The organism is Methylococcus geothermalis, assembly GCF_012769535.1.
Classification (GTDB): Bacteria; Pseudomonadota; Gammaproteobacteria; order Methylococcales; family Methylococcaceae; genus Methylococcus; species Methylococcus geothermalis.
Genome location: NZ_CP046565.1, coordinates 2,067,193 through 2,078,432, shown reverse-complemented (window position 1 = coordinate 2,078,432; position 11,240 = coordinate 2,067,193). Strand labels below are relative to the sequence as shown.

At 63.7% G+C, this 11,240-nt stretch carries 10 protein-coding genes; 2 read left to right on the top strand and 8 right to left on the bottom strand.

What is annotated here, in order from left to right; genetic code table 11:
* Nucleotides 1-63 precede the first annotated feature (63 nt).
* The gene (locus GNH96_RS09835; RefSeq protein ID WP_169603507.1) at nucleotides 64-1,986 is read left to right on the top strand and encodes a putative bifunctional diguanylate cyclase/phosphodiesterase; all 1,923 of its coding nucleotides are present in this window, start codon (nucleotides 64-66) and stop codon (nucleotides 1,984-1,986) included.
* A 204-nt stretch (nucleotides 1,987-2,190) separates the two neighbouring features.
* Here GNH96_RS09835 and aspS read toward each other — a convergent pair whose 3' ends face one another.
* Nucleotides 2,191-3,990, bottom strand: a complete 1,800-nt coding sequence (aspS, locus tag GNH96_RS09830) for an aspartate--tRNA ligase (protein WP_169603506.1) — start codon at nucleotides 3,988-3,990, stop codon at nucleotides 2,191-2,193.
* Nucleotides 3,991-4,061: 71 nt separating this feature from the next.
* The gene (locus GNH96_RS09825; RefSeq protein ID WP_169603505.1) at nucleotides 4,062-4,349 is read right to left on the bottom strand and encodes an FmdB family zinc ribbon protein; all 288 of its coding nucleotides are present in this window, start codon (nucleotides 4,347-4,349) and stop codon (nucleotides 4,062-4,064) included.
* Nucleotides 4,350-4,522: 173 nt separating this feature from the next.
* On the opposite strand from GNH96_RS09825, the gene GNH96_RS09820 reads away from it, so the two are divergent.
* The gene (locus GNH96_RS09820) at nucleotides 4,523-5,494 is read left to right on the top strand and encodes a COX15/CtaA family protein (RefSeq protein WP_169603504.1); all 972 of its coding nucleotides are present in this window, start codon (nucleotides 4,523-4,525) and stop codon (nucleotides 5,492-5,494) included.
* Here GNH96_RS09820 and GNH96_RS09815 read toward each other — a convergent pair.
* From GNH96_RS09815 to purB, 6 genes are read right to left on the bottom strand one after another with little or no spacing between them, the layout of a single operon-like run.
* The gene (locus tag GNH96_RS09815) at nucleotides 5,491-6,198 is read right to left on the bottom strand and encodes a hypothetical protein (protein ID WP_169603503.1); all 708 of its coding nucleotides are present in this window, start codon (nucleotides 6,196-6,198) and stop codon (nucleotides 5,491-5,493) included. The genes GNH96_RS09820 and GNH96_RS09815 overlap by 4 nt on opposite strands.
* Entirely contained in the window at nucleotides 6,195-6,935 is a 741-nt protein-coding gene (locus tag GNH96_RS09810; protein ID WP_169603502.1) for a type III pantothenate kinase, read from the bottom strand. Before GNH96_RS09810 ends, GNH96_RS09815 begins: the two co-directional genes overlap by 4 nt.
* Nucleotides 6,932-7,927, bottom strand: coding sequence for a biotin--[acetyl-CoA-carboxylase] ligase (locus GNH96_RS09805; RefSeq protein WP_169603501.1), 996 nt, complete (start codon nucleotides 7,925-7,927; stop codon nucleotides 6,932-6,934). The genes GNH96_RS09810 and GNH96_RS09805 overlap by 4 nt, the downstream gene beginning before the upstream one ends.
* The gene (locus GNH96_RS09800; protein ID WP_169603500.1) at nucleotides 7,924-9,231 is read right to left on the bottom strand and encodes a replication-associated recombination protein A; all 1,308 of its coding nucleotides are present in this window, start codon (nucleotides 9,229-9,231) and stop codon (nucleotides 7,924-7,926) included. Before GNH96_RS09800 ends, GNH96_RS09805 begins: the two co-directional genes overlap by 4 nt.
* 6 nt (nucleotides 9,232-9,237) lie before the next feature.
* Nucleotides 9,238-9,864 carry an outer membrane lipoprotein chaperone LolA gene (gene lolA / locus GNH96_RS09795; protein WP_169603499.1) on the bottom strand — a complete coding sequence of 209 codons (627 nt, stop codon included), beginning with the start codon at nucleotides 9,862-9,864 and terminating at the stop codon, nucleotides 9,238-9,240.
* 4 nt (nucleotides 9,865-9,868) lie between these two features.
* Nucleotides 9,869-11,230 (bottom strand): adenylosuccinate lyase, encoded by a 1,362-nt coding sequence (gene purB, locus GNH96_RS09790; protein WP_169603498.1) that lies wholly within the window; start codon nucleotides 11,228-11,230, stop codon nucleotides 9,869-9,871.
* Nucleotides 11,231-11,240: the final 10 nt, after the last annotated feature.

Genomic DNA, 11,240 nt, shown 5'->3' with positions numbered 1-11,240 from the left:
CCCTTGCCGCCAGAGGCATCGGGACAAACCGAGAATAGGAAAACCAAGAACAGGAAAAGTCGGGTGACACTCATCATCATTTTGGGGAAATATCTGTGGCTAGCCGGCATTCTGGCTTCCATAGTGATGTCCGAAGTCGTCACCGCAGCGATGGGTTTGCTCCTCAAAGGAGAAGTCACTTTCGACTATCTGGCCACCGGCATGGTGGCCGCTTTCCTGGTATCAGGCATCGTGGTCGCCGGCACCATGAAGATGGAGGAACTGGAACGGCGGCGGCAGGAGGAGGTCGCCAAGAATCGCGCGCTCCGCGCCAGCGAGCGGCGCTACCGTACATTGATCGAAGTCGCCAACGACGCCATCCTGGTCACCGACGCCGAAACCGGAACCCTCGTCGATTGCAACCGGCAGGCCGAGGTACTGCTGGGTATGTCCCGCAACGAAATCATCGGACAACACCTGAGCAACCTGCACGAGACCGGCAAAGACCTCGAGGAGGCGGAAACCGATTGCATCAGCCGTCTGCTGCGAGGCAAGACCGGCACCATCGAACTATCGCTGATCAGGGCCGACGGCACCAGCATTCCGGTCGAAGTCAGCAGCAGCGCCTTTGAAATGGACGGGCGGCGCTATGTCCATGGCGCATTCCGCGACATCACCCAGCGAAGGGAAGCCGAAGACCGGATCAAGCATCTGGCCCATCACGACCCGCTGACCAATCTGCCCAACCGCGTTTTCCTGCATGGCCGTCTCGAACAGGCCGTTGAATTCGCCAGGCGGGAACAGAAGCAGGTCGCGGTGATGTTCATCGACCTGGACAATTTCAAGAGGATCAACGACACCTTGGGCCACCGGATCGGCGATGCGCTGCTGGAACAGGTCGCAGGGCGACTGACCGAAAACGTGCATGGCAGCCAGGTGGTCGGACGGCTGGGCGGCGACGAGTTCCTCGTCGTGATCACCGGCAATCATGTCTCGACGACCGCAACGGCCATGGCGAAGCGAATCCTGGAGAGCATCTGCCGGCCCTATACGGTCGAGGACTACCAATTGCATTCCGGCGCAAGCATAGGCATCGCCGTGTATCCCGCCGACGGAAACAGCGCCGAGACCCTGATGAAACACGCGGACGCCGCGATGTACCATGCCAAATCCAAGGGCCGCAACACGTTCGAATTCTTCAGCCAAGCCATCAATCGCGGCGTCAGGGAACGGCTCGAAATCGAAAACGGCCTGCGGGACGCACTGAAACACGGCGCTTTCAGACTCCATTACCAACCCCAGGTCGATCTGGCCACCGGCTCCATCCGCAGCGTCGAAGCGCTGCTGCGGTGGCGTCACCCGGTGCTGGGAGTCATCACTCCCGACCGGTTCATCCCCATTGCCGAGGAAACAAAGCTGATTCTGCCGCTGGGCCTGTGGGTCCTAGACCGCGCATGCCATCAGTTGCGAACCTGGCGGAACGACGGCATTGCGGGCATACGCATGGCCATCAACGTTTCCGTGAAACAGTTGCAGGACGAGGCTTTTTTCGAAGCCTTGGGCTCGATCGTCGAACGCCACGGCTTGTCCGGCTCCGATATCGAACTCGAAATCACCGAGTCGGCCATCATGGAAAACCTGAGCCGGGTTCAGGCGATATTGAAATCGCTGCGGGATTACGGAATCACGCTCTCCATCGACGATTTCGGGACCGGCTATTCTTCCCTGGGCCGGCTCAAACTCCTGCCCATCCAAAGTCTGAAAATCGATCGCTCCTTCGTCCGGGACATCGAAACCGACCAGGGAAATGCCAAGATTTGCGACGGCATCATCGCACTCGGCCACAGCCTGGGACTGAAGATCATCGCCGAAGGTGTCGAGACGGCAGCGCAAAAGGTCCGGCTGCAAGACGCCGGCTGCGACGCGATTCAAGGCTTCCTCATCGCTAAACCGCTGCCTGCGGACGAAGCCGCCAAACTCATCAGCCGAGTCAACGCGATCACCTGACCGGATGGTCTAGCCCGGATATTTCACCAGCCCTTGGCCAGCGCTGGCATCGGCGGAACCTCCCTCGATACGGCTTCATACCTGCTCATGAAATATCCGGGCTAGGCATCGCAGGGTGCCCAGTCGACGGGCTGACCCAGCGCTTGCTCCAGGGGCGATTTGTCCCGGGGGAGAGGGAATCGGAACTGACGGCGAGGGATGACATCAAGCGGCCGGTGTACTTCCGCCTTCCGTGGCCGGATTCTTCCGCAGCCGGATGCCGAGTTCGTGCAACTGGGCGTCGTTGACCTGGGCCGGGGCGTCGATCAGCGGGCACCAGGCTGACTGGGTCTTGGGGAAGGCCATCACTTCGCGGATGGAGGATGCGCCGGACATCAGCATGACCAGGCGGTCCAGGCCGAAGGCCAGGCCGCCATGGGGCGGACAGCCGTAGCGCAGGGCGTTGAGCAGGAAACCGAACTTCTGCCGTGCTTCCTCTTCGCCGATGCCCAGCAGGCCGAACACGGTCTGCTGCATCTCGGTGCGGTGGATACGCACCGAACCGCCGCCGATCTCGGTGCCATTGAGCACCATGTCGTAGGCGCGGGACAAGGCCGTTCCGGGGCTCCGCTTCAATTCTTCCTCCGAACAGTTGGGGGCGGTGAAGGGATGATGCAAAGCCATCCAGCGGCCGGATTTCTCGTCCCACTCGAACATGGGGAAATCGGTGACCCACAGCGGCCGCCAGCCCGGCTCGACCAGGCCGCGGTCCTGTCCCAGCTTCACCCGCAACGCGCCCATGGATTCGTTGACGACGCGCGCCTTGTCGGCGCCAAAGAAGATCAGGTCGCCGCTTTGCGCTTCGGTGCGTTCCAGGATGCCGCGGATCGTGGCTTCCGGCATGAACTTGAGGATCGGCGACTGCAGGCCCTCCAGCCCTGCGCCGAGGTCGTTCACCTTGACATAGGCCAGGCCCTTGGCGCCATAGATGCCGACGAAGCGGGTCAGGTCGTCGATGTCCTTGCGCGAGATGTCGCAGCCGCCCGGCACCTTGAGCGCCACCACGCGGCCTTCGGGGTCCGCGGCAGGCCCGGCGAACACCTTGAACTCCACGCCAGCCATGAGATCGGCGATGTCCACCAGCTCCAGCGGAATGCGCAAATCCGGCTTGTCCGAGGCATACCGGCGCATGGCTTCGGCATAGGTGATGCGCGGGAACGGGTCCGGCAGCGCTTCGTTCAACACTTCGCGGAACAGGTCGCGAATCATCGCCTCCGCGAGGGACATGATCTGGTCCTCGTTCATGAACGAGGTTTCGATATCGAGCTGGGTGAATTCCGGCTGGCGGTCGGCCCGCAGATCCTCGTCGCGAAAGCAGCGCACGACCTGGTAATAGCGGTCCATGCCGGAGATCATCAGCAGCTGTTTGTAGAGCTGCGGCGACTGCGGCAGGGCGAAGAACGAATGCGGATGGGTGCGGCTGGGCACCAGGTAGTCGCGCGCGCCTTCCGGCGTGGCTTTGGTCAGGAACGGCGTCTCGATCTCGTAGAAACCGTGATGATCCAGGAAATTGCGCAGGAAGCGGGTGATGTCCCGGCGCATCCGCATGCGCTGCTGCATCACCGGCCGGCGCAGGTCGATGTAGCGGTAGCGCAGCCGCATCTCCTCGTTCACCTCGATGTCGCTTTCGATGGGGAACGGCGGGGTTTCCGAACGATTGAGGATTTCCAGCGAACTGGCCAGCACTTCGACCTTGCCGCTCTTGAGGTTGGGGTTCTCCGTCCCCTCGGGGCGGCTGCGGACCTTGCCCACCACGCGGATGACGTACTCGCTGCGGACCGTCTCGGCGAGCTTGAAGGATGCCTGGTAGTCCGGATCGAACACGACCTGGACCAGTCCTTCCCGGTCCCGCAGGTCGACGAAAATCACCCCGCCATGATCGCGTCGGCGGTGTACCCATCCGCACAACTGGACTTCCTCGCCCAGAAGGCTCTCATTCACTTCCCCGCAACGGTGACTGCGCATATTCAAACTCTGTCGATCGACTTCAAAAACTTCGGATGTTACGCGTTGGCTTCGAGCCAACGCAAGCCGGCTCACGCCTCCTTGGCTGCCGGCTTGCTGGACGCAGCGGCGCTATCCGGGGACTTGCTTTCCGGATTCGGCTTGGAATCGCCGGCCAGATTCTTCTTTTTGTCCTTGCTGCCCTTGAAGTCGGTTTCGTACCACCCGCCGCCCTTGAGCCGGAAACCGGCGGCGGAAACTTGCTTGGCCAGCTCCGGCTTACCGCAGGCCGGGCAATCCGTCAACGGCGCGTCACTGACCTTCTGCATGGCCTCCAGGTTGTGGCCGCAGGATTTGCACTGGTATTCGTAAATCGGCATGTCAAACTCCTTGGAACGCTGAAGATTTGTAGAGAGACCCAAAGCGCATATATGAGCGCATGGACTCTTTATCAAGGCCGGGCGGACGGAATTTCCGCATTCTCCGCGCGCCCGATTACCGCCGCACCGGTCTGGTGCTATGATGCGCCGGGCTTCAATTTCGAGAACCTCCCATGCATGTCAGCGCCATCCCCGACGCAGGTCTCCGCTTCGCCCGAATCGGCATCATCACCATCGCCGCCGTCTATTTCCTGATCATGGTGGGCGGCATCGTCAGAGCCTCGGGCGCCGGCATGGGCTGCCCGGATTGGCCAACCTGCTTCGGCCGGCTGATTCCGCCGACCGACGAATCCCAGCTCCCGGCCAATTACCATGAAATCTATGCCGAGCGCGGCTATGCCGATACCCGCTTCAATCCGGTCAAGACCTGGACCGAGTACGTCAACCGCCTGATCGGCGTCAGCATCGGCCTGCTCATCATGGTCACCCTGTACCGCTCCCTCGCCTTCTGGAAAACCGACCGGGCCGTGACCTGGCTGGCCCTGACCGTCTTCCTGGCGGTGGGCTTCCAGGGCTGGCTCGGCTCCGCCGTGGTCGCCAGCAATCTGCGGCCCGTCATGATCACGGCGCACATGCTGACGGCCTTCGCGATCGTCTGCCTGCTGATCTATGCGGTGACGCGTTCGCAGCGCCGCTATTTCGCGGCGCTGGATCTGTCGGGGCTGCCCCCGCGCTTCCGCACCGTTCTGCTGACCGCGATAGGCATGACCCTGTTCCAGATCGCCATGGGCACCCAGATCCGCGAGTCGGTGGACGTCATGGCCGCGGCCGCCTCGACGGACCGCAGCCTATGGCGCGAGAACTTCCCTCTCGTCTTCTACGTCCACCGCTCGTTCTCCGCCCTCATCCTCGGGATCAACCTGTGGCTGGCCTGGACGATGGTCAAGGCGCTGCCTTCAGGCTCGCTCTATGCCCGGTTCGGAAAGACTCTCGCGGGCCTCGTCGTCGCTGCCATTGCCGCCGGCGTGACCTTGGACCGGCTCGGTTTCCCGGCCATCGCCCAGCCGCTGCATCTGGTCCTGGCAAACCTGATCTTCGGCGTGCAGTTTTTCCTCTATGTCGCCTACCGCTACGCCGGCCATTAAGACTTCGACTTCGGCCTCGGGCAAGCCCGCAACGGCGGCACCGAAACGTCCGGATTCTCGCCGCGGAGCTGGATCATGATCTCATCCAGCTCCATTGCCGATTTGTCCCAGGCAAACTGTATCCATGCCGTTTCCGACTGAGTGATCCGAGGGCGAATCTGGGCCCGCACGTTGAGCTTGGACAGACGGAGCAATTCGGTTTCGGCCTCTTCCCTTGTCTTGAATATCCCAAGGGAAATCATGCCCGCCATGTCGCCCTTGTCGATCAACCAGACATCCTTGATCCCCTTGTCCATCAGCATCTTGCGGTTGCCCTTGGCCTCGTCCATGTTGTCCGCCTTGGGATAGAGCAACCAATAGCCGTCCAGCGATTCGGAGGATTCATTGGTTACCGTCGGCCGGTCGATCCAGTCCTTGACCAGAGCGAGCACCCGCCGAGCTTCGGCGGTTTCGGCGAACGGACCGAGGCGGTAGCAGGAGCCGTCGCCGGCGGACGATCCGGAATCGAACCCAACCGGGGGCGGAGTCTCCGCTGCGGAGGCCGGAAGGTCCCCGCGTGCGTCGGCGACTTCCGAACGCAGCAGCAGCCTTCCCGGCGCCTCGACCGACTTGGCATCGACATGCCGCTTGGTGTCCCGGTGCCCCAGGCTCCAGAAGAAGAACGCCACATTGGCGATCAGGAGGACATAGAAGAGGAATCTCATGGTGATTGCTCGGCCACGGCATGCAAGCCTTCAATAACGAGATGAGGCACCAGTCGGCAGGATGCCTCGATATGGGGGCGGAGCGTTTCGGCATCACCGCCGGTCAGCAGGAGTTCAGGCTCGGTGCCGAGGAGCGTTGCCGCCTGGCGCAGCGACTCCCGGACCAAGCCGACAGCCGAATGGACGATGCCGCTGGACAGCGCCGCGCCCGTCCGGTTGCAGAAGAAGCCATCGAAAGTTTCTACAGGGCCGCCGAGCGCCTCCAGCCCACCGAGGGCGGAGCGCATCATCGCCAACCCCGGCGCGATCGCCCCCCCCCTGTGCCGCCCTTCCGCGTCCAACAGGTCGACGGTCATCGCGGTACCGGCACTGACGATACAACATGCCCCCTGCCCCATCCGCCTGGCGCCAATCAGGCCGAGCCAGCGGTCGACCCCCAATTGGGCCGGGTCCGGATAGGCGCTGACGACGCCCAGGGCGGATGCCTCGCTGCGGACTGATCGGACCGGCACGGCCCAGTGCTTGGCGCACCAATCCGCAAATATCTCGCCGGCCAGCACGCCGCCGACGTTGGACATAAGCACAGCCTCCGGCCGCCGTAGAGCCGCCATCTGACGTTCACATTCGGCCGCCAGATAAGGCACATCGGTGGGAAAAGCTCCGCCGAAGGACCACCGGCCCGCCTCGGACAGGCCCCATTTCACCCGCGAATTGCCGATGTCGACCAGCAGCTTCACAGCGGCCTCACCCGCACGTCGCCGGATGCGAACTGCCGGACCTTGCCATCCTCGCATTCCAGTATCAGCAGGCCCTCCGCGGAGACGCCGACGATCCGGCCCGTCCGCGCCCAGTCGCCCTGCTGCACGGTCGCCATGGCGCCGTCGAAACCGTGGTAGCGGCGCCATTCGTCGAGATAAGGCGCGAGCCCGGTGGATTCGTAATCCGCCAGCATCGGCGCCAATGCGTTGAGCATCCCTGCAACCAGCCGATTGCGCGACACGCCGGCCCCCCCGGGAATTCGCGCCAGGTCGATCCAGTCCTGGTCGATGTTCTCGCCATGACGGTCCGGCAGGTTCACGTTGAGGCCGATGCCGATGACCACGGCGTACTGGCCATTGGCCTCGCCGGTCACCTCGATCAGGATGCCGCCGAGCTTACGGCGCGACCACAGGATGTCGTTCGGCCATTTGAGCGCCGGATCGGCGATGCCCTGCGCGCGCAAGGCCCGCACCACGGCCACCCCCACCGCCAGACTGAGGCCCGAAAACCCGGCCCGGCCGAAGCGCCACAAGAGGGAGAGATAGACGTTACCGGACAGCGGCGACACCCAGTCCCGGCCGATCCGCCCCTTCCCCGCCGTCTGGCGCTCGGCCAGGCAGACGGTGCCGGTCGGGGCGCCGTGGGCGGCCCGTCGCATCAGGTGGCTGTTGGTGGAATCGAGCTGAAAATGGATTTCGAGGCCGCCGAAGGATTCCGCGGCCGCGCCTGTCAGCGCGCTCGCGATCGCGTCCCGGTCCAGCAGCTCCAGCGGCCGCGCCAGGCGGTAGCCGGTGCCGGGAACGGCATGAACCTCCACGCCCAAGGCGCGCAATTCCTCGATGCGCTTCCAGATGCCCGCGCGGCTGGAGCCGGTGCTTGCCGCAATGGCCTCCCCCGAATGGAAACCGCCGTCCGCCAGCAGCGCCAGCAGGTTCCGGGAAGCGGGGGAAAGACCGTCGGCAGCGCTCACCGCTTGCCTGCCTCCTGGTCCAGCGCCTTGAGGCGCTCCAGCTTCTCGGCGATCTTGATCTCCATGCCGCGGTTGACCGGCCGGTAGTACTCCCGCCGCCCCAGCTCGTCGGGGAAGTAGTTTTCCCCCGGCACATAGGCATCGGGATAGTCGTGCGCGTAACGGTATTCCTTGCCGTAGTCCAGGCTTTTCATCAAGCCCGTCGGCGCATTGCGCAGATGCAGGGGCACCGGCAGGCTGCCGGACTGAGCCGCATCGGCGCGGGCGGCCTTGTAAGCCTCGTAGACCGCGTTGCTCTTGGGTGCGACCGCGAGATAAGCCACCGCCTGCGCCAGGGCCAGCTCGCCTTCCGGGCTGCCCAGGCGCTCCTGGGCGTTCCAGGCATTCAGGCACAGTTCCAGCGCCTTGGGATCGGCATTGCCGATGTCCTCGGAGGCGATCCGCACCAGGCGCCGGGCCAGATAGAGCGGATCGCAGCCGCCGTCCAGCATCCGGCACAGCCAGTACAGCGCGGCGTCCGGCGAACTGCCGCGCACCGATTTGTGCAGGGCGGAAATCTGGTTGTAGAACTCCTCGCCCTGCTTGTCGAAGCGGCGCGTGCTTCCCGAGGACAAGACCTGATGAGCGATCTCCTCGCTCACCGCGGTCTGGCCCTCGTCCAGCAAGTCCGCGGTGATTTCCAGCAGGTTCAGCAAGCGGCGGGCGTCGCCGTCGGCGGCGCGGACGTAGGCCATGCGCACCGGCTCGGGCATGGCCAGACCACGCCTGCCCAAGCCGCGCTCCGAATCCGACAACGCGCGCTCGATGACGCCCAGCAAATCGGTTTCGGTCAGCGCTTTCAGCACATAGACCCGGGCCCGCGACAGCAAGGCGCTGTTGACCTCGAACGAGGGATTTTCGGTGGTGGCGCCGATGAAGCTCACCGTGCCGTCTTCCACATGAGCCAGGAACGCGTCCTGCTGCGACTTGTTGAAGCGGTGCACCTCGTCGACGAACAGGATGGCGCTGCGCCCGGCGGCCTTGAATTTCGCCGCTTGAACCAATGCTTCGCGGATTTCCTTCACTCCCGACAGCACCGCGGAAACCGACAGGAACTCGGCATCGGCATGACGGGCGACCAGCCGCGCCAGGGTCGTCTTGCCGGTGCCGGGCGGTCCCCAGAAAATCATCGAATGGACGCGGCCGCGCCGGATCGATTCGTACAGCGGCCGGCCCGGCTTGATGAGATGGGTCTGGCCGATGTACTCGTCGAGCGTCCGGGGACGCAGCCGGTCGGCCAGTGGCTGGGATAGATCTGCGAACACCGGAGGCTACTTGTCCTCGAACACGTCCACCCCGGGCGGCGGGCTGAACTGGAACAGCTTGGGATCGAGCGCGATTCCGGTACGCAAGTGGGAGAAATAGATGCGGGTCAACTGGCCGAAATTGTCACTCAGCTCCATGCCGGCCAGCTTGTCGCCGTCGAGCCCGATCAGCACGTAGCGGAATCCGCCCTCTTCCGACTTGGGCACCAGTTTGATCCAGAACATGCCCTCGTCGGCGCCCTGGTCCTCGATGGTGAAATTGTCCTCCAGCGCCATTTCGCCGCTCAGCAACAGTGCCGGGGTCGAACCCACGGCCTGGCCGAGCTTCTTGGCGGTGACTTGTTCCAGATCGACGTCATAGAACCAGACCTTGCCGCCGGCGGACACGATTTCCTGATGATAGGGCTTGGCATAGTCCCAGCGGAACTTGCCGGGCCGCTGCAGATAGAAGGATCCCCTGCTCTCCTGCTTGGGCCGCCCGCTTTCGTCGAGCTGGACCTGGGTGAACTCGGCCTGCAGGGTGCGGGCCGAATCGAGGAAAGTCTTCAGCCGGCTTTGCGGCGTGGTCTCCGCCCGCGCGGCGAGGCACAGGAACAGCAGCGGCAGGACGATCAGATGTCGGAATGCGGACATGGGCTCAGATGGCTTTGGCGAAGGTTTCAGCGTAGCCGATGTAGCCGCGCGGGGCCAGTTCGGCCAAGCGGCGGCGCGCGTCTTCCGGGATTTCCAGGGTCTCGACGAAGGCGCGCATGCCGGCGGCATCCACCCGCTGGCCTCGGGTCAGAGCCTTGAGTTTCTCGTAGGGCTGCTCCACGCCGTAGCGGCGCATCACGGTCTGGATCGCCTCCGCCAGCACCTCCCAGTTGCCATCGAGATCGGCCTCCAGCACCGGCGGATTCAGCTCCAGCTTGGCCAAGCCTTTCAAAGTGGAACTCAGCGCGATGAGCACATGGGCGAAGCCCACGCCGAGGTTGCGCAGCACCGTGGAATCGGTCAGGTCGCGCTGCCAGCGGGAGACCGGCAGCTTCTCGGCGAAATGCGAGAACAGCGCATTGGCGAGGCCGAGGTTGCCTTCCGAATTCTCGAAGTCGATCGGGTTGACTTTGTGCGGCATGGTGGAGGAACCCACTTCGCCGGCCACGGTCTTCTGCTTGAAGAAGCCCAGCGAAATGTAACCCCAGACGTCGCGGTCGAAGTCAATCAGCACCGTGTTGAAGCGGCCGAGGGCATGGCACAGTTCGGCCAGATAGTCGTGCGGTTCGATCTGGATGGTGTAGGGATTCCACGCGAGCCCCAGCGACTCGACGAAACGCTGCGCCAGTTTGGGCCAATCGACTTCCGGATAAGAGATGGCATGGGCGTTGAAATTGCCGACCGCGCCATTGATCTTGCCCATCAGTTCGACCGCCGCCACTTGATCGCGTTGCCGCGCCAGACGGGCGGCAACGTTGGCGAACTCCTTGCCCACCGTGGTGGGCGTCGCCGGCTGGCCATGCGTCCGCGACAGCATCGGCTGGCCGGCATAGGCATGCGCCCGGTCGCGGACCGAGGCGATCAGCTTGTCCATCTCCGGCAGCAGGACCGCATCGCGGGCTTCCTTCACCATCAGGCCGTAGGCGAGATTATTGATGTCCTCCGAGGTGCAGGCGAAATGGATGAACTCGGCGACCCGCTCCAGTTCGGCGCAGCCCTTGATCTGCTCCTTCAGGAAATATTCGACCGCCTTGACGTCGTGATTGGTGGTCCGCTCGATGGTCTTGACCCGTTCGGCGTCCGGTTCGCCGAATTCGTTCACGATCCGGTTCAGGAGATCGCGCGCCTCGCCGCTCAAAGCGGGAACCTCGGCGATCGCGGGCTCGGCCGCCAGCGCCTCCAGCCAGCGTAGCTCGACCAGCACCCGGAACCGGATGAGCCCGTATTCGCTGAAGGTGTTGCGGAGGGCGTCGGCCTTGTCGGCGTAACGCCCGTCTACCGGCGATAATGCCTTGATGGAATTCATGGTTTTCCTT

Coding starts and splice junctions, on each gene's coding strand:
- aspS (WP_169603506.1), bottom strand. CDS start 3,990: ATGCGCAGTCACCGTTGCGGGGAAGTGAATGAGAGCCTTCTGGGCGAG.
- GNH96_RS09825 (WP_169603505.1), bottom strand. CDS start 4,349: ATGCCGATTTACGAATACCAGTGCAAATCCTGCGGCCACAACCTGGAG.
- GNH96_RS09820 (WP_169603504.1), top strand. CDS start 4,523: ATGCATGTCAGCGCCATCCCCGACGCAGGTCTCCGCTTCGCCCGAATC.
- GNH96_RS09815 (WP_169603503.1), bottom strand. CDS start 6,198: ATGAGATTCCTCTTCTATGTCCTCCTGATCGCCAATGTGGCGTTCTTC.
- lolA (WP_169603499.1), bottom strand. CDS start 9,864: ATGTCCGCATTCCGACATCTGATCGTCCTGCCGCTGCTGTTCCTGTGC.
- purB (WP_169603498.1), bottom strand. CDS start 11,230: ATGAATTCCATCAAGGCATTATCGCCGGTAGACGGGCGTTACGCCGAC.